This is a genomic window from Nonomuraea sp. CA-141351 (assembly GCF_050944675.1).
Taxonomy (GTDB): domain Bacteria; phylum Actinomycetota; class Actinomycetes; order Streptosporangiales; family Streptosporangiaceae; genus Nonomuraea.
This window is the reverse complement of sequence record NZ_CP191982.1, coordinates 2616815-2634062: the sequence shown is the minus strand read 5'-3', so window position 1 is coordinate 2634062 and position 17248 is coordinate 2616815. Positions and strand designations below refer to the sequence as shown.

Annotated in this window: 16 protein-coding genes; 13 read left to right on the top strand and 3 right to left on the bottom strand. The window is 68.8% G+C overall.

Annotated features, from left to right (window positions below; genetic code table 11):
* The first annotated feature begins 63 nt into the window (after positions 1 to 63).
* The 4 genes from radC to ACQPWU_RS12895 all read left to right on the top strand — a co-directional run bounded on the left by radC (position 64) and on the right by ACQPWU_RS12895 (position 3026).
* Positions 64 to 720, top strand: a complete 657-nt coding sequence (radC, locus tag ACQPWU_RS12910) for a RadC family protein (protein ID WP_433439570.1) — start codon at positions 64 to 66, stop codon at positions 718 to 720.
* Positions 721 to 1496: 776 nt separating this feature from the next.
* Complete coding sequence (locus tag ACQPWU_RS12905; RefSeq protein WP_433439567.1) at positions 1497 to 1973, top strand: GntR family transcriptional regulator; 477 nt, start codon at positions 1497 to 1499, stop codon at positions 1971 to 1973.
* Positions 1974 to 2014: 41 nt separating this feature from the next.
* Positions 2015 to 2503, top strand: coding sequence for a GntR family transcriptional regulator (locus ACQPWU_RS12900; protein ID WP_433439565.1), 489 nt, complete (start codon positions 2015 to 2017; stop codon positions 2501 to 2503).
* 40 nt (positions 2504 to 2543) lie between these two features.
* Complete coding sequence (locus ACQPWU_RS12895) at positions 2544 to 3026, top strand: GntR family transcriptional regulator (RefSeq protein ID WP_433439563.1); 483 nt, start codon at positions 2544 to 2546, stop codon at positions 3024 to 3026.
* A 122-nt stretch (positions 3027 to 3148) separates the two neighbouring features.
* Here ACQPWU_RS12895 and ACQPWU_RS12890 read toward each other — a convergent pair whose 3' ends face one another.
* Genes ACQPWU_RS12890 through ACQPWU_RS12880 form a run of 3 tightly spaced genes read right to left on the bottom strand, consistent with a single transcriptional unit; the run spans position 3149 to position 5566 of the window.
* Positions 3149 to 3535: an ASCH domain-containing protein gene (locus tag ACQPWU_RS12890; RefSeq protein WP_433439561.1), complete on the bottom strand. Its 387-nt coding sequence runs from the start codon at positions 3533 to 3535 to the stop codon at positions 3149 to 3151.
* A gap of 39 nt (positions 3536 to 3574) precedes the next feature.
* Entirely contained in the window at positions 3575 to 4597 is a 1023-nt protein-coding gene (locus ACQPWU_RS12885) for a hypothetical protein (RefSeq protein ID WP_360705028.1), read from the bottom strand.
* 45 nt (positions 4598 to 4642) lie between these two features.
* Positions 4643 to 5566 carry a DMT family transporter gene (locus ACQPWU_RS12880; RefSeq protein ID WP_433439559.1) on the bottom strand — a complete coding sequence of 308 codons (924 nt, stop codon included), beginning with the start codon at positions 5564 to 5566 and terminating at the stop codon, positions 4643 to 4645.
* On the opposite strand from ACQPWU_RS12880, the gene ACQPWU_RS12875 reads away from it, so the two are divergent.
* The 9 genes from ACQPWU_RS12875 to ACQPWU_RS12835 all read left to right on the top strand — a co-directional run bounded on the left by ACQPWU_RS12875 (position 5565) and on the right by ACQPWU_RS12835 (position 17248).
* On the top strand, positions 5565 to 6962 hold the full coding sequence (locus ACQPWU_RS12875; protein WP_433439557.1) for a PLP-dependent aminotransferase family protein: 1398 nt from the start codon (positions 5565 to 5567) through the stop codon (positions 6960 to 6962). The two genes, ACQPWU_RS12880 and ACQPWU_RS12875, sit on opposite strands and share 2 nt — an antisense overlap.
* A gap of 201 nt (positions 6963 to 7163) precedes the next feature.
* A complete protein-coding gene (locus tag ACQPWU_RS12870) occupies positions 7164 to 7772 on the top strand; it encodes a GNAT family N-acetyltransferase (RefSeq protein WP_360698221.1) in 609 nt (202 codons plus the stop codon).
* Between the two features lie 9 nt (positions 7773 to 7781).
* Entirely contained in the window at positions 7782 to 8657 is an 876-nt protein-coding gene (locus ACQPWU_RS12865) for a 1,4-dihydroxy-2-naphthoate polyprenyltransferase (protein WP_433439555.1), read from the top strand.
* Between the two features lie 10 nt (positions 8658 to 8667).
* The gene (locus ACQPWU_RS12860; protein ID WP_433439553.1) at positions 8668 to 9675 is read left to right on the top strand and encodes an adenosine deaminase; all 1008 of its coding nucleotides are present in this window, start codon (positions 8668 to 8670) and stop codon (positions 9673 to 9675) included.
* 75 nt (positions 9676 to 9750) lie between these two features.
* The gene (locus ACQPWU_RS12855; protein WP_433439551.1) at positions 9751 to 11001 is read left to right on the top strand and encodes a KAP family P-loop NTPase fold protein; all 1251 of its coding nucleotides are present in this window, start codon (positions 9751 to 9753) and stop codon (positions 10999 to 11001) included.
* A gap of 1 nt (position 11002) precedes the next feature.
* Positions 11003 to 11983, top strand: a complete 981-nt coding sequence (locus tag ACQPWU_RS12850) for a hypothetical protein (protein ID WP_433439549.1) — start codon at positions 11003 to 11005, stop codon at positions 11981 to 11983.
* Positions 11976 to 14654, top strand: coding sequence for a hypothetical protein (locus tag ACQPWU_RS12845; protein WP_433439547.1), 2679 nt, complete (start codon positions 11976 to 11978; stop codon positions 14652 to 14654). The genes ACQPWU_RS12850 and ACQPWU_RS12845 overlap by 8 nt, the downstream gene beginning before the upstream one ends.
* A gap of 99 nt (positions 14655 to 14753) precedes the next feature.
* The gene (locus ACQPWU_RS12840) at positions 14754 to 15986 is read left to right on the top strand and encodes an FxsB family cyclophane-forming radical SAM/SPASM peptide maturase (RefSeq protein WP_433439545.1); all 1233 of its coding nucleotides are present in this window, start codon (positions 14754 to 14756) and stop codon (positions 15984 to 15986) included.
* Positions 15983 to 17248, top strand: coding sequence for an HEXXH motif domain-containing protein (locus ACQPWU_RS12835; RefSeq protein WP_433439543.1), 1266 nt, complete (start codon positions 15983 to 15985; stop codon positions 17246 to 17248). Before ACQPWU_RS12840 ends, ACQPWU_RS12835 begins: the two co-directional genes overlap by 4 nt.

Below are 17248 nucleotides of genomic sequence, written 5' to 3'. Positions count from 1 at the left end.
ACCTCAAACGCCCAGGTCAGAGATTGTCGGTGCGTGTTGATACAACGGGTGCGGAGGTTGCCGATGCGAGTCAAAGACCTGCCCAAGAGCGACCGGCCGCGCGAACGGCTCATGTCCAGCGGCGCCGCCGCGCTGGCAGACCGTGAGCTGCTGGCCGTGCTGCTGGGCTCGGGGTTCCGCGGGTCGAGTGCCCTGGATCTGGCCAGCCAGGTGATCAAGCATTGCGGGGATCTCGATGGCCTCCGCCGTTCGGACCCCCATCGGTTACTTGCCGTGCCCGGAGTGGGGCCCGCCAAGGCCGCCAGGGTGGCCGCGGCCTTTCATCTCGTACGCCGTGCGGACGCATGGCCGGAGCGCGAACGGATCACCAGCACGTCCGACCTCGCCAACCACTGTGCGCCGCTGCTCCGCGGCCGCAGGCAGGAACGGCTCGTCATGGTGGTGTGCGACACCCGCGGCAGGGTGCTGAAGCATTCGATCCTGACCGAAGGCGCGTCCGACCACACGCCCGTGCCGATCCGAGAGGTGATCGCGGAAGTGCTCACCTCGGGCGGCGCGCTGTTCGGCCTGGCCCACAACCATCCGGGCGGCTCCCTCGAACCGAGCGCGGCCGACCTGGAGGCCACGGCCCAGCTCGTCCGGGCCGCCGAGACAGTCGGCCTGCGCCTGCTCGACCACCTGATCATCACGGACGCTGCTTGGCGGCGAATCCCTACATAAATCGATTCCACTAGGGAGCATGAGCCCACCGCATACCAAAGGGAATCATCCCGCGTATAGCGCCGAACAGCAGTTTTCCAAGTGACGCCCATGAGAATCTAATAACCGCGGGTAGGCCGTTACGGACGTCAGCCGGCCATAACTCGCTGTGGCATGGTCCCACGCCTCCGGAGGGCGCGAGACCATGCCCGTCGTACGCACCGATCCCAGGCGAAGCCCATCGCCCCTTGCCGGGCCATGGGCAGGCGCGTCGCCCGAGGTCACACAGGTGCGCCCCCGATGGCACGTTTATGTGCCATCACCTGGGGTGTCCGGTTCGCGATTCGGCGGCCAAAGCGCGAACCGGGCACCCGTCCACTCTCATTCTCCGCAGGCTGCCCCGTTCAGCAATCTGGCCCAGATAACCAGCGCTCTGGCGTAAACGGTCCGGAGACTTTCCTCGATCACCACTTCTTCGCCAATGCGGCGGGTCCTGCGAATGAAGTATTCACCGCCGCCCTCGCACAGCTCATAGAAAGTCGGCGAACAAGCGCACGTGTAATCCTTGACCCTCACGCGTTCGGTCCGCGGCAGCGCGGGATCCCACCTCATGGCCAGATGACCCGGGAGTGGGTCCGGCACATGGGGTGCGAGGTGGCAGCAGGGCAGCTCAAGAGGTTTGGCCATGGCCTGACGATACGTCTAGTCGTCTCCTTCTGTCTAGCTGTAAAGAGCGCTCTGCCTGAGCAGACAGAACGATATGGGAGGTCTTGCACCTGTTGGTCTAAGTTGCAGGCGTGCTCGACTACGACGGAGACACCCACATCTACCTCCAGATCGCGGAGATCCTTCGGCAGCGGGTCTCCGGGCTGGCGTCCGGACACCCTGTGCCGAGTGAGGCGGACATCCAGCAGGAGTTCGGAGTCGCCAGGACGACCGCCAGGCGGGCGGTTCACGTGCTTCGCGAGGAAGGGCTCATCTACACCGTTCAGGGCGAAGGGACCTTTGTCGGCGGACCTGACGAAGCCCCTCGCAAGCAGCGGAAAATCCCTCTGTACCAGCAGATCGCGACGGACATCGCCGAGCAGATCAAGACGGGGCAGCTCTCCCCGCGACGGCCTATACCGGGCGAGTCGGCACTGGTGGAGCAGTACGGCGTGGCCCGGGAGACGGTACGCCGGGCCATGGCGCTCCTACGGGAGCAAGGATGGATCTATACGGTCGCGCAGCGGGGCAGTTACGTGTCGCCGAAGGAGTCGTGGCCCCAGGTCTGACTCTGCTCGACTGCTTGTATCCAGACGTCTACGCTATGAGCATGCTCGACCGTGACGGGCCCGTCCCGATCTATGTGCAGATCGCCGACGCGATCCAGGAACAGATCATCAGTGGGCGGCTGCGCGCCGGCGAGGCCGTGCCGAGCGAGGCGGCGCTGGAAGCGGCGTTCGGCATCGCGAGATCGACCGCACGCAATGTGGTTCGAGAGCTGCGCGAGCGCCGGCTGGTCCACACCGTTCAGAGCGAAGGCACATACGTCGGGCCTGCGGGTGTCCCGAGGATAAGGCAGACGAAGGCCCTTTACCTGGAAATCGCCGGTGATATCGCCGCGAGAATCAGGCGCGGCCAGTTCCAGCCGAACCGCTCGATATCGAGTGAGAAGGCTTTGATGCTGCGGCACGGGGTCGCAAAGGTCACGGTCCGAAAGGCCGTTGCGCATCTCCGGGAGCAGGGCTGGGTGTTCACGGTCCCCTATAGGGGAACATATGTGAATGAGCCCGAAAAGTGGCCCACGAATAGGGGTGCTTAGCGGCTCTCCATTTGGCCGTTGGCTTGTATATCCTTGAAGAGTGCTGGATCGCTCGAGTGGCACCTACCTCTACGTTCAGATCAGCGAAGTCCTCAAGACGCGCATAATCGAGGGGCTCTGCCCAGGAGATGTCCTGATCAGCGAGGCAGGGATCCAGCGGGAGTTCCACGTCGCGCGCACGACCGCGCGCCGGGCGATTCGCGTGCTGCGGGATCAGGGGCTGGTCCATACGCGCCAAGGCGGGGGCACGTTCGTGAGCGCTCCCGGCGAGGCGGAGGCTCAGCAGGTTCCGCTGTACCGGCAGATCGCCGAGCGGATCCGGAAACACATCGAGGCGGGTGAGCTGGCCGCGCACCGCCCCCTTCCAAGTGAGGTCACGCTGGTGCGCCAGTACGGCGCCGCACGTGAGACCGTACGGAGGGCCATAGCGCTGCTCCGTGAGCAGGGATGGGTCTTCACCGTTCCACATCGCGGCAGCTACGTCTCACCTGAGGAGCGGCGCCCCTCTTCGCCCTCTCCCTGACCGGCGACCCGGCCTTCCCGACCGACCACCCGAGCTCCCTGAACCCGCCACCCGGACTTCCGACCGACCACCCGGACTTCCTAACCGGCCACCCGGCCTTCCCGACCGACCACCCGGACTTCCTAACCGGCCACCCGAGCTCCCCGACCGACCACGCGAAACCACAGGCAGACCACCGTCGTCGAGTCGTCCACTTCGGAGCCCTGGCCTGCCCAGTAGCGGCGGTGGGTTTCGCGCCAGTGCTCCGTCGAGCGGAAACCCTCGCCTTCCGCCTGAGCGAATTCCCAGGTGACTTCCGCGAACGGCGTCAGCTCCACCTTTGTTATTTCTATTTCCGCCGCCTTGGCGCCCGCATTGTCCACGACGGCCAAGACCTCGCCGACGCATTCCACCTCTTCATCCTCAGCGTGGTAGTCGAGCGGCAGAAGGCCGGCCGTGGCCGTTTTCGAGCCCGACAGGACCAGCCCGGTCAGCCAGGTGCGGAGTTCCCCGGGCGTGCCGAACTCCATGACTCTCATTCCGCCCATACGAGGCCACATGGTCACAGGTTAGAAGACCGGGATGATGTCCTCCGGGTCGATGAAGTCCACCTGCACGCCTTCCAGGTCCAGCTCCGGAATGGCGGGGAAGGCGATGCCCCAGCGCTCCACGATCGCGCGGATCCGGGCCATGGCCACGCGCCAGTTTTCCGCCTGTTCCTCGTAGGACAGGACGCCGAGACCCGCCTGCCTGGCGTGGTCCATGAGGACACGGTGGTTGGGCAGGAAGTACGGCGGGAGCTCCCAGAAGCCCTCCGGCGGCTCCCAGAGGATCATGCTGAGGAACACGAAACCGGCTCTGAGCTGGCGGGTGATGAGGACACGGGTCTCGTCGGTGAGCCCCGGCCATTCGTTCTCCAGGATCGTCATGCAGATCTGGAGATGGCGGGACTCGTCGCGCCCTATTCGCTGGAACATCTCGCCGAAGACGGGATGCCGGGTGCCGGAGGCCATGCCCCTGAAGAGCGTCGAGGCGGCCATCTCCCCCATCATGAAGCTGGTGAAGAGGACCGGCAGCGAATACTTGCCGACGGCCGAGGTGTAGCCGTTCCAGTAGCGGCCGCCGTTGTGATAGAGCCAGCCGATGTTGTTGTGGGCGGCCGATTCCAGGTCGTCGGACGGGGTCCAGTTGAGCGGGCCGCCGGGCCAGAGTTTGGCGATGGTGCGCTGGCAGCACTCCTCGTGGTTCATCTCGTCACGGGTGATCGAGAAGAAGCACTTCCTGACCGGGTCCTCTTCGTGCTTTTCGAAGGCCTGGATGGTGGCGCGGGCGAACACGGCCGGCCCTGACGCGTCGAAGTTCGCCAGGACCGCGAACCAGTACATGATGCCCAGACGCTGCTCCCGCGTGAAGTCGTCCGGATCCAGGCCGTCCCAGGGCAGGTCGGCCGGGTTCCAGACCACGCGCTTGGACTTTTCGTAGATGGCGGCGAGTTTCTCGGTCTCGACCCGCCATTCCATGGGATAGATGTTGGGCTGCGGGATCTCCGGCGCAGGCCAGAAGCCGCCCTCTGGGATCGTGAGGTCCGCCATGTTGTGACACCTCCTCCCCCATCCTGCTGGGCGGCGTCACGGCTTTCAAGTACGGGCGCGCTGAGTGATGGCCACGCAAACGAGCACGGCCAGGGCCGCGACCACCGTGGCCGACCCGAATCGCTCGCCCATCAGGGCCCAGGCCCAGACGAGGGTGAGCAGGGGCTGGGCGAGCTGGGTCTGGCCCGCTCTGGCGATGCCGCCCTTGGCCAGGCCCGCGTACCAGGGGAAGAAGCCGAGGAACATCGAGATCAGCGACACGTACGCGAAACCCCCCACCGCCTGCGGGGTGGGGTTGATGGGGGTGGCGAGGGCTATCACCGTGGCTATCGGGGCGGTCAGAGGGAGAGAGAGGACGAGTACGCGGGAGATCACCTGCCAGCCCGGTGTCTCCCGGGACAGGCGGCCGCCTTCCGTGTAGCCGATCGCCCCCGAGATCAGGCCACCGACCAGAAGGAGATCGGGCCAGGTGGTCTTCACCTGGTGCTGGGTGAGCGTGAAGGCCGTGATGACGACCGCGCCTGCCGCGCAGGCCACCCAGAAGAGGAGACGGGGGCGTTCTCCCGCCCTCAGGACGGCGCAGGCGGCGGTGGCGGCCGGCAGGAGGGCTATCACCACCGCGGCGTGTGACGCGCTGGCGCCCAGGGCGAGGGCCAGGCCGCTGAAGACAGGGAAGCCGAAGACCACCCCCAGGGAGATCAGGGCGTACGACGGCCACTCCCGCTTCTCGGGGATCAGCGGCTTCCTGGTGGCTTTCAGGCAGACCAGGGCCACCGCTCCGGCCACGGTCGCGCGGCCTATCGCGACCAGCCATGGGTTGACGCCCTGTATGGCGTAGACGGTGGCGGGAAACGAGCCGGAGAACCCCAGGACGCCCAGGAAGGCCAGGGCCGTGCCTTGACGTGCGTGCCCTCCCGCATGAGGGAGCGCTACTCCCTCGGCGAGAGTAGCGCTATTCTCACTATTCATGAACAACGATAGCAGTATCGCCCATATCGCCGCGATGCTGCGCGAAGAGGCCACGCGGCTCGGTCCCGGGGCACGGCTGCCGTCCAGCCGGGAGATCATGCGGCAGCACAACGTCAGCCCCGTCACCGTGTCCCGGGCCATCGGGCAGCTGGCCGCCGAGGGCCGGGTGGTCGCGAAGCCCGGCAGCGGGGTGTTCGTGACGCCGCAGGTCACCGGGGGACGCGACGCCGCCGACCTCTCCTGGCAGACCGTGGCGCTCGGCGACAGGGTCGTGGACGGAGACATCGTGGCGACTTTGCTGGCGGGTGCGGCCGAAGGGGTGGTGCCCTTGACCGGCGGATACCTGCGGGCGGGGCTGCGGCCAGACAAGCAGCTGGCGGCCGCGGCGGCGCGCGCCGTGCGGAGGCCGGACGCCTGGGCCATGCCGCCCATGGCGGGCCTGCTCGAGCTGCGGAGGTGGTTCGCGAAGCAGGCGGGAGGCGACGTGACCGCGGCCGACGCGTTGATCGTGAGCGGCGCCCAGGCGGCGCTCACGCATGCCTTCAGGGCGCTGGCTGCCCCGGGCACGCCGGTGCTGGTCGAGACGCCCACCTATCCGGGGGCGCTGGCGGCGGCCAGGGCGGCCGGGCTGCGGGCCACGGCCGTGCCCATGGACCGGGACGGCGTACGTCCTGAGCTGCTGGCCGAGGCGTTCGCCGTCACCGGGGCGCGGGTCTTCTTCTGCCAGCCCACCCTGCACAACCCGACGGGAGCCACCCTGACGGTGGAGCGCAGGGAGCAGGTGCTGCAGGTCGCCAGAGCGGCAGGGGCGTTCGTGATCGAGGATGACTACGCCCACTATCTGACCGAGCAGGCGCCCCCTTCCTTGGCATCCATGGATCAGCACGGGATCGTCGTCCACGTGAAGTCGCTGACGAAGATCCTTTCGCCGAGCATGCGGGTGGGGGCCGTCATCGCCAGAGGGCCCGCCGCCCACCGGCTGCGGGCGAGCCAGCTCGTGGAGTCGTTCTTCGTGGCGCGGCCGCTGCAGGAGACGGCGCTGGAGTTCGTGGGGTCGCCGGCCTGGCAGCGGCATCTGACGGCCGTGCACAGCGAGATCAGGACCAGGCGCGACGCGCTCGCGACCGCTCTCGCCGCCCGCATGCCGGAGGCGGAGGTGCATCTGCTGCCCATCGGCGGGATGCACCTGTGGGTACGGCTGCCCGCAGAGATCGACGAGAACGCGCTGGTCGAGGCTGCCAGGCGGAACGGGGTGCTGGTGAGCCCCGGCAGGATGTACTACCCGTCCGAGCCGCCGGGCCCCCGGATCCGGGTGACGCACATGGCCGCCGCCCATCTGGCGGAACTGCACGAAGGGGTGCGGCGGCTCGCCCAGACGTTGGCTGAGGTCTCATAGCCGGGCGGCTCGCCCAGACGTTGGCTGAGGTCTCATAGCCCGGCGGCTCGCCGGACGTCGGCTGAGGTCTCATGTACGACACGCCGCGTCTTGCGTGGGATCGCCGATGAAGAGGGGTTCGCGTCGTCTCCAAGGGCCAAACACCGATACGGTGTAACTCGTGCCTTGTGGCATGGACGGCAGGCGAAGGAGCGGGCCGAGATGGCAGACGTAGGCGTCCGGGCGGCCCGGCGCGAGGATGTGCTCCAGGTTGCGAACACTCAGATCCGCGCCTGGCGCTATGGCTATCGGGATTTCCTCCCCGAAGGCCCACTCGAGCAGATGACAGGCCCGGCAGCCGAGAAGATGTGGCTCCGCCAGTGGGACGAGGCGATCGTCGCCCCGCCCACCCCCAGGCACAGGGTCCTGGTGGCGGTGGAGACCATCCTCGACACTGAGGGCTTCCCCGCCCTCGGCGCGGGCGGCAGCGCCGCCCTGACCACCCCGCGGGGTGGCGAGCGCGTGGTGGGGCTGGCCTCACACGCTCCCGCCGAGGATCCCGACCTGGACCCCACCGTGGCGGCCGAGATGCTGACGCTGCTGGTCGACCCCGATTTCGTACGAAGGGGCCACGGCAGCAGGCTGCTCAACGCCACCGTCGACTACCTGCGCGAGGACGGCTTCCGGCAGATCGTCACCTGGGTGTTCGCCGACAACTACGCGGTGCTCGGCTTCCTGGAGTCGGCGGGCTGGGGCGAGGACATGGCCGAGCGCGTATTGGACATGGGCCGCCCGATCAGGATGGTCAGGCTCACCACGGACATCAGCTAGAGGACGAATATGGCAACCCCCGGCCAGTGGATCGCCGGCGCTCGCCCGCGTACCCTCCCGAACGCCGTCGTACCCGTCATGGTGGGCACCGGCGTGGCGATCGGCGAGGGCGGATTCGTGTGGTGGCGGGCGATCCTGGCACTGCTCGTGGCACTTTCGCTACAGATCGGCGTCAACTACGCCAACGACTACAGCGACGGCATCCGCGGCACCGACGACCAGCGGGTCGGCCCGATGCGGCTGGTGGGCTCGCGGGTGGCCGCGCCCCGCCAGGTGCTGGTCGCCGCGCTGACCTGTTTCGCGGTCGCGGCGGTGCTGGGGCTCGTCCTGGTCGTCGTCACGCGGGCGTGGTGGATCCTGCTGGTGGGCGCCGCGTGCATCGCCGCCGGCTGGTTCTACACGGGCGGCAAGCGTCCGTACGGCTACCGCGGGCTGGGCGAGCTGGCCGTGTTCGTGTTCTTCGGCGTCGTTCCCGTGGTGGGCACCGCGTACGTGCAGACGGAGTCGCTGAGCTGGCCCGCGTTCTTCGCGTCGATCCCGGTGGGGCTGCTCTCGTGCTCGATGCTCGTGGTCAACAACCTGCGGGACGTCGGGACGGACGGCCAGGCGGGCAAGCGCACGCTGGCCGTGGTGCTGGGGGCGGAGCGCACCCGTACGCTCTATGTGGCCTGCCAGGTGGTGCCGTTCGTGGTGGCGCTGGCGATGGTCGTGGTCACGCCGTGGGCCGCGCTCGCGCTGCTCGCCGCCCCGCTGGCGATCGCCCCGATCAGGACCGTGCTGGCCAAGGCCGTGGGCCCGGCGCTGATCGCGGTGCTGCAGCAGACGGGCAAGCTGCAGATGGCCTACGGGCTCCTGTTCGCGGTAGGACTCGCGATCATCTTCTAGGCTTGGGCGGGTGAAGGACTTCATCGCGGGGCTTCCCAAGTGCGAGCTGCATCTGCACATCGAGGGCACGCTGGAGCCCGAGCTCAAGCTCGAGCTGGCCGAGCGCAACGGGCTGGAGCTGCCGTACGCCTCCGTCGAGGAGATGCGGGCCGCCTACGACTTCGACGACCTGCCGTCCTTCCTCAAGATCTACTACGAGGGCATGCAGGTGCTGCGCACCGAGCCCGACTTCTACGACCTGGCCATGGCCTATCTGCGCAAGGCGGCCGAGCAGAACGTCCGCTACGCCGAGATCTTCTTCGACCCGCAGGCCCACACCTCGCGAGGTGTGCCGTTCGACGTGGTGATCAGGGGCCTGCGGCGGGCGCTGATGGACGCCGAGGCGCGGCTCGGGGTGCGGGCGCAGCTCATCATGTGCTTCCTGCGCGACTTCCAGGCCGAGTACGCGATGGCGACGCTGCTGGAGTCGCTGCCGTACAAGGAGTGGATCGTGGGCGTGGGGCTCGACTCCGACGAGAAGGGCAACCCTCCGGCCAAGTTCGCGGCGGTCTACGAGCGCGCCAGGCAGGAGGGCTACCTCCTGACCATGCACTGCGACGTCGACCAGGACGACTCGATCGAGCACATCCGCCAGGCCGTCGAGGACATCGGCGTCAACCGCATCGACCACGGGGTCAACATCCTGGAGGACCAGCGGCTGGTCGGGGTGGTCCTGGAGCGCGGCATGGGGCTGACCTGCTGCCCGATCTCCAACGGCTACGTCACCGACTCGATGAAGGCCGAGGGCATCCGCAAGCTGATGGACCTGGGCGTGCGGGTGACGATCAACTCCGACGACCCCGCCTATTTCGCCGGCTACGTCGGGGAGAATCTCGAAGCGCTCCAGGAGGCGCTCCAGCTCAGCCGGGAGGAGCTGGCCCAGCTCGAGCGCAACGCCTTCGAGATCACCTGGCTGCCCAGGCATCTCAAGGACGCCTACCTGGCCGAGGTGGACAGCTATCTCGCCTCCAGAGGCTAGCGAAGGCGATATCACAGTTCGATAACCCGTGATATTCGGCGATGCGGACGATGCATCCTCTTACTAGGGGGGATCATGCCCGATATCGCAATGCTCTCGGACGCGCCGGTGGATTGGCGTGGGGACCTTCTCCAGTTCCGGCGGTACGTCGACCCGCTCGTTTCGGTCATTACCAATCCACGTACCCAGACGCCGTTCACCATCGGCGTTTTCGGCGCGTGGGGAAGCGGGAAATCGACCCTGCTGCAAATGGTGGACCAGCGGCTGCTCGACCGGCACGGCGCGGAGTTCGTACGCGTCCATTTCAACCCCTGGGTGCACCGCCGCGAGCCCGAGATGCTCCTCCCCCTCCTGAACGCCCTGCACACGGCGCTGGACCAGGACCCCGCGCACCGCTTCGCCGACAGCGTCAAGCGGCTCGGCGTCATCATGCTGAACCTCGCCGCCGACGAGCTGCTGAAGCGGATCAACGTGGGCTCCGCGAGCGTGGAGAAGATCGGCAAGCTCGCCCAGCAGTACGCCGAGATGCGCGGCCAGGTCGACAGCCAGACCGGCCGCCTGCGCGGGCTCCTGCAAGAAGAGGCCAACCGCCTGGCCGAAAAGGGCCGAAAAATCATCTTCTTCGTTGACGATCTCGACAGGTGCGAGCCCGACCAGATCATCGACGTGCTCGAGTCGATCAAACTCTTCCTCGACCTCAAGAACGTCTTCGTGATGATCGCGCTGTCCAAGGACGTGGTCGACCGCGGGGTGTCGGTGAAGTACAAGCCGTTCGACTTCCCCGACCACGCCGTCATCGCCGACGACTACCTCGACAAGATGATCCAGCTCCCGCTGCACCTCTACCCGATCGGATCGGCGGAGGTGGGCGACTTCATCCGCGGCTCGCTCCTGGGCGATCTGGCGGCCAAGCACGTCGCGACGCTGGAGCGGATCATCGCGCCGAACCCGCGGAAGATCAAACGCGTGCTCAACCTGCTGCGGGTGACGGAGGCCATCATCGCGGGCACGCCGAGCCTCGCCGGGTTACAGCCCGACCTCGTCGTACGCCTGGTGGTGCTGCGCGTGCAGAGCCCCGAGCTGTTCATGGACGTCGTGCGGCGGCCGGCGCTGCTGGTGGCGCTGGAGCTGGTCCACCAGGACAAGCTGGCGACCGACACGCTCAAGGGCTTCCAGCTGCGCTTCGGCGCGCGGGCCGAGGAGATCCAGGGCTTGACGAAGGCGTACCAGGGCAAGCACGACTTCCTCGCGCCGCTGTTCGCGGGCTCGGCGTTCGAGGCGGCCGCCGCCGAGCTGCCCGACTACCTGACCATGATCGGCGGGTGATATGCACCCCGCCGACGCCCGCTACGAGCTCTACGGCCTGCGAGACAATCCCTACGCCGTCAAGCCCCTGGACGCCGTCGCCTGCGACTCCGATCGCGAGATGCTGCTCGAGCTGGCCGGCATCCGCCTGCGGGCGATCGAAGAGGCCGTCGAGCGGGCGGTCGCCAGGAAACGGCCCGCCTTCTTCCTGATCACCGGGGTGGGCAAGAGCGGCCGGACCTCGCTGGCCAACCACGTGATGCGCCTCTACAGGGACGCCTGCGAGAAGCCCGGCTACACGTTCGTGACCCACTACGCCGAGCCCGAGGACATGACGCACGACGCGTACGCGCAGATGTGCTCGACGCTCCTCGACCTGCGCAACAAGATGAACGAGTGCGCGATCAAGATCCCTGACGAGCTCCGCGCCGGCTTCACCGAGCTCAGCCGGCGCAGCAGCACGGACCCCATGAACGAGTACGACCTGCAGGAGATCGCCGGGTTCGCCGGCGCCACCTTCGCCGCCGCGAACACCGGCTTCGGCGTCCGGTACGAGGGCGTGCCGACCAAGAAGCTGATCTGGCTGGCCACCAAGGTGTTCGAGAGCACGAGCACAGTCGTCGTCTTCGTCGTGGACGCCTACGACCACGCGAACACCGCCCAGCTGACCATGGCCGACCGGGAGCGGTTCGCCACGCGGGGGCACATCGTGGACCTGGGCGCCCTGACGCCGGAGCAGATCTCCGAGCTGGCCAGCCGCCGGTGGAACGGCCGGCCGCCCCCTCCCTTTCACGAGGAGGGGCTCAGGGACGCCCTGAGCGGCCGCACGTACACCGTGGGCCAGGCCATGCGGCGCCTGGAGCTGCTGCTCGAGTTCCGACTCAGAGAGTACGAGAAGGACGACCCGTGGCCGACGGCCGACCTGCACATGCACGAGAGCTGGCTGCGGCTCAGGATCTGGCAGGGCGAGAGATGGAACGGGCTTGGAGGCATCCATGGCTGACTACCCCCGGCGCAACCCCTTCCCGGCCCGAGGCACCTCCAGCGCGGAGGAGACCTCCCTCCCCGGCTTCCTGAGCGAGTGGTCGCGCCACACCCCCACCGCGATCCTCCCGGGCGTGCGCGGAGCACTGCGGGGGGCCAGGGCGTACCTCGAGGGCTTCCCCCGCGACGGCGGGCTCAGCTGCCTGTACGGCGCCCACGGCATCGGCAAGACACATGCCGCCCGCCACATGATGGCCTTCGTCCACGGCGAGAACCCCGAGGCGGTCCAGGTCTACCTGCGCTTCCACGAGGACGACTTCGTCGCCGCCTACCGCCGCCTGGTCTCCCAGCTGCCGCAGACACTGCTCGCCGACCTGAGCCTGAGCTACCTGGACACGATCGAGGGCGACCTGACCGCCAGAGCGGTCGGCGACAGGGTCCCCGCCGAGGGCGACCCGGTGGAGCTGCTCGGCGCCGACCAGGTCGAGTCCGGGGAGGTGCTGGAGGAGCAGGCCAAGGAGATCGCCGCCGTGGCGGGCGACGCGCCGCGGTTCCAGCGAGCGCTGTCGTATCTGATCAGGCCCGGCTACTCCGAGGCCGCATACGACTGGCTGTGCGGCCGGCCGATCAGCCCCGACGCCGCGGCCGCGATCGGGGTCGGCGGCCAGATCGACGATCCCCTGACCTGCCGCTACGGCCTGCAGCTGGTGACCACGCTGGTGACCAGGGGCGGGCGGCCGTTCGTGGTGGTGCTCGACCAGTGCGAGAAGTTCCTGCTGGAGGACGGCGAGCCGGTGCCCGCGAACATCGGCCTCTTGCAGGGCCTGGTCGAGACGATCCCGGGGGCCTCCGGACTGCTCCTGCTGGTGACCAGCGAGAGCGGATGGGACAGCATGCCGCAGGACCTGCGCCAGCGGCTCGACGCCGGTGCCTGCCACATGCTGCCGCTCACGCCGGACGAGGCGCGGCAGGTGCTGGCGGCGTACGTCGGGGCCGCTCTCAAGGCCCACTCCGACGGTATCTGGCCGTTCACCGAGAAGGGCCTGCTGGAGCTGCTGCGTCACAGCGGCGGCAACATCCGCCTGCTGCTGCAGCTCGCCTGGTCGAGCTTCGAGGCCGCGGTGCCGCGCTCGTCGCCGATCGACGCGGCGGTGGTCTCAGGCGCCTCGTCGCGCCACAGCCGCTCTCCCAGCCTCGCCCGCCTGGCGATGCTCGTCGAGAGCGAGCTACGCGCGAGCGGGCTCGCCGCCGAGCGGGTCGAGGAGAACGGCCGGATCATGTCGTTCCAGGTGCCCGACCGGCACGAACCGCGAGTGGTGATCAAGCTGTCCGAGGCGGTGTTCTTCGACGACGAAGCGCTCAACGCGACCGAGCTCGTCGGCTCCGCCGCCCGCTCGGCCTACACGGCGCTGCTGGTCACGGGATACGTCAGCCCGCCGGTGCTGGACGCGCTGCGTGGCGCGCTGCCCACGGTGCTGGTGGCCGACGGCTCCGCCGGCTTCACCCGGGAGCTGCACGGGCTCGTCGAGCGGATCGCCACCATGCCCGTACGAGCCGGCCAGCCGGACGAACTCGACCAGACGCGGGCACGCCTGGAGGAACTCACCGTCGAGCGGATCGGTGAGGCGGCGGCGCTGCGCCGCGAGCTGGCCAACCTGGCCGAGCGGCTCGAACACGACCAGCGCAAACCACGTCCCGGCTGGCCCGCCCGGCGCGCGGACCTGGTGGAACGCATCTCCCAGGTCAGGACCGAGCGTGCCGCGGCGGACTGGGCGGAGTTCCGCAGGAGCCGCACCGACGTCGTCAACCAGCGGGGGACGCTGCTCGGCTGGCTGGCCGTGTCCGTCGGCGCGGCGGTGGTGCTGATCGCCATCGCCCTGGCGACCGCCTCACTCAACTCGATCCCGTTGAGCTTGGCGCTGGTGGCCGGGGCACTCGGCGGGGCGGGCGGCGCGGTGCTCGCCGAGAAGAGGCTGGCCGCGGCCAGGGTGAGCCACCCGAAGGCGATCCTGCAGTCCGAGCGCGACCTCGACCGGCTCGCCCGCGAGACGAGACCGGACGCGCGCTCCGTCGACCCGCTCAGGCGCTACGCCTACGCGCTCAAGACAGACCCGGACGAGGCGTATCCCCAGCTGGCGGAGGCCCTGCTGCGGGAGTCGCTGCCCCTGGTCAGGCAGGCCATGGGGCGCCGCCTGGCCACCTCCGCCCGCCCTCCCGCGGACTGCGTGCCCGAGGTGCTGCGCGGGCGGCGCGAGGGCGCTCCCGAGGCCCTGCTGCTGCTGGCGCGCAGGCAGCGGCGCGCCGAGCCGGACCGGCCACCGCGCGTGCTCCGCGACCTACCGCCCGAGCTGCGCGTGCTCGTCGCGCTCGCCAACCCGGACGCGCTCGACCTGGCCGACGGCGCGGTCACGCAGCAACCCGCCGACCTCGCGCTGGAGGCGCTCGGCGTGCGCGGGCCGCAGCACCCGCTCGCGCGGGCCTTCCGCGGCAGCGTGGCCCAGACCGCGCCGATCGAGATCCCGCCGAACGCGCTCAGGGCCACCGCGCATCTGCTGTCCCCGCTGGAACGCGATGGGCTGGGCACATACGACTGGCTCCCACTGATCACGAAAATAGATGATCTATACCTATTTTTCGAGGAATTGCTGTATTACCAAGAGGAAATTCGCTCCAACAGCCATAAATCTTGACTAGCCCTCGAAGTCGTGAGACATAGAGACCGGGGGCCAGCGCCGTTTCCCGCTCGATCGAGCCCAGGTTGGGGCGCAAGACGCATAAAGGGGTAGCCCTTGTCAGGAAGCCCTGATTCGCAGCCGCTGCTCACCGGGGGATTCCCCGAATTACTCGACGTCGAGGCGCTGCTGGCCGGCGGCTGGAAACCGCTGGCGTTCCAGCAGTACATACTGAAGATTCACAGCCGCTGCGACCTCGCCTGCCGCCACTGCTACGTGTACGAGATGGCGGACCAGAGCTGGCGCGACCAGCCCCGCAGGATGTCCGACGCCATCGCCGAGCGAGCGATCGAGCGGATCGCGGAGCACGCCACCCGGCACGACCTGCCGGAGATCGACGTCGTCCTGCACGGCGGTGAGCCGCTGCTCGCGGGGCCCGAGCTGATCTCCCGGCTGGTACGCGGCATCAGGGGCGCGGTCACCACCGGCACCCGGGTCAACGTCAACATCCAGACCAACGCGGTCCGGCTCGACGAGGAGTATTTGCGGCTGTTCGAGTCGCTGGAGATCCGCGTCGGGGTGAGCATGGACGGCTACGCGGAGGGCCACGACCGGCACCGCCGCTTCGCCAACGGACGCGGCAGCCATGCCCTGGTCAGCGAGTCGCTGCGGCGGCTGACCGCGGGGCCGTACCACCACCTGTTCAGCGGGATCCTGTGCACGGTGGACGTGCGCAACGATCCGCTGCGGACGTATGAGGCGCTGCTGGAGTACGACCCGCCCGCAATCGATTTCCTCCTCCCGCACGGCAACTGGGCGACGCCGCCTCCGTTCCGCGTGCCGGACTCCCCCGAGACGCCGTACGCCGACTGGCTGATCACGATCTTCGATCGCTGGTACGACAGCCCGGTCCTGCAGACCGAGATCCGGATGTTCCGGGAGATCATGCGTCTGCTCATGGGCAGCCCGTCGCGGGCCGAGACCATCGGATTGTCCCCGGTGCGCATGGTCGTGATCGAGACGAACGGCAGCATCGAGCAGTCGGACATCCTGAAGAGCGCCTACCACGGCGCCCCCGAGACCCGCCTGCACGTGCTCCGCGACTCCCTGGACGAGGCGTTGCAGCATCCGTCGATCGCCCTGAGGCAGCTCGGCGAGCTGGCGCTCTCCCCCACCTGCCGCCGCTGCGATCTCGTGTCCACCTGCGGGGGCGGCCTCTACGCCCATCGTTACAGTCCGGCCACCGGCTTCGCGGAGCCGTCCGTGTACTGCCCCGACCTGTACCGGCTCATCTCGTACATCGGCGAGCGATGCGAGCGGGACGTGGCGCGGCTGCGAGGACTGAGGTGATCCCGTCTCCGCACCGGATCTCCGGCACGGCGTTCTCCGGGCTGGCCACTGGCGGGGGCGGCGCGCAGGCCGTGGCCGAGCTGTGCGCCGCACAGGAGAGCAAGCACCGCCTGCTGGTACGGCTGCTCGTGGCCGAGGCCCGGCGGCATCCGCACGCCGATCTCGTGGCGCGGGCTTACGAGGCGTTGTCGGCGTTGGAGTCCGTCTCACCCGAGGAGGTCGCCCGCATCTTGCGGTATTCGGCGGTGGGGGCGTGGGCGTTGCGGACGTGCCGGGGCGAGGCGGATCCCGGCCGGCTGGCGGCAGTCGCGCTGGCCGCCGCGGTGCGCGCGCGCCGGGCCTGCCGCTTGGAGGCACCAGTCGCAGGCTCGCTCATGCTGCCCTCGGTGGGGCTGCTGACCCTTCCCGCCGGCCTGCCCGAAGTGGCCCAGGTATCCGTCGATCCCGTGCCGTGCGGGGCTGAGCTGCGGGTCGGCGGCCGTACGTACCTGGTGGACCTGTCGGAGGACCGGCCGGGCTGGCAGGTCCTGCACCGCGCGACCGTCGCGCGGGACGCCTTCTTGACCATCGACGATCTCGATCCCTACCGGTGGCCGGGAGAGGACGCGGACGGGCGGCTGACGGACGAGCGGCGCCGCAGGTGGACCTCGTGCCTGCGTGAGGCGTGGAAGGTGCTGCTGGACCGCCACAGGACCGTAAAGGGTGAGCTGATGGCGGCGGTCTCGGTGCTCACGCCCGTGGTCACCCGGTCGATCGAGCAGCGCAGCGCCTCGGCGCGGGAGACGTTCGGGGCGATCGCGCTCTCTGATCCGCTCGACGGCATGGGCATGGCGCTCACGCTGACGCACGAGCTCCAGCACGCCAAGCTGAACGCGCTGAGCCAGGTGGTGGAGCTGGTCCGGCCCGACGACGGGCGCCGTTACTACGCTCCGTGGCGGCCCGACGCCCGCCCGCTCTTCGGCCTGCTGCACGGCGCGTACGCGCACGCGGGGGTGGCCGGGTTCTGGCGGCGACACGTTGATGAACCCGAGTACGGGCCACAGGCTCAGGTGGAGTTCGCCCGCTGGCGCGAGGCCGCGTACCAGGCGACCGGGACGATCCTGGACAGCGGCGGGCTGACTGAGGGGGGCACGTATTTCGTCGGCACGCTGCGTGACACGCTGGACCGCTGGCGGGCCGAGCCGGTGACGCCGACCGCCGCCGCCCAGGCCCGCCTGCGGTCCGAACACCACAGGCAGTCCTGGATCAGGGCCAACACCTGA

Bases quoted from the DNA above. Each gene is read 5' to 3' on its own strand.
- ACQPWU_RS12890 (WP_433439561.1), bottom strand. From the start codon at position 3,535: ATGGAGTTCGGCACGCCCGGGGAACTCCGCACCTGGCTGACCGGGCTG.
- ACQPWU_RS12875 (WP_433439557.1), top strand. From the start codon at position 5,565: ATGAACAACGATAGCAGTATCGCCCATATCGCCGCGATGCTGCGCGAA.
- ACQPWU_RS12885 (WP_360705028.1), bottom strand. From the start codon at position 4,597: ATGGCGGACCTCACGATCCCAGAGGGCGGCTTCTGGCCTGCGCCGGAG.
- ACQPWU_RS12900 (WP_433439565.1), top strand. From the start codon at position 2,015: ATGCTCGACCGTGACGGGCCCGTCCCGATCTATGTGCAGATCGCCGAC.
- ACQPWU_RS12845 (WP_433439547.1), top strand. From the start codon at position 11,976: ATGGCTGACTACCCCCGGCGCAACCCCTTCCCGGCCCGAGGCACCTCC.
- radC (WP_433439570.1), top strand. From the start codon at position 64: ATGCGAGTCAAAGACCTGCCCAAGAGCGACCGGCCGCGCGAACGGCTC.
- ACQPWU_RS12880 (WP_433439559.1), bottom strand. From the start codon at position 5,566: ATGAATAGTGAGAATAGCGCTACTCTCGCCGAGGGAGTAGCGCTCCCT.
- ACQPWU_RS12870 (WP_360698221.1), top strand. From the start codon at position 7,164: ATGGCAGACGTAGGCGTCCGGGCGGCCCGGCGCGAGGATGTGCTCCAG.
- ACQPWU_RS12855 (WP_433439551.1), top strand. From the start codon at position 9,751: ATGCCCGATATCGCAATGCTCTCGGACGCGCCGGTGGATTGGCGTGGG.
- ACQPWU_RS12865 (WP_433439555.1), top strand. From the start codon at position 7,782: ATGGCAACCCCCGGCCAGTGGATCGCCGGCGCTCGCCCGCGTACCCTC.
- ACQPWU_RS12850 (WP_433439549.1), top strand. From the start codon at position 11,003: ATGCACCCCGCCGACGCCCGCTACGAGCTCTACGGCCTGCGAGACAAT.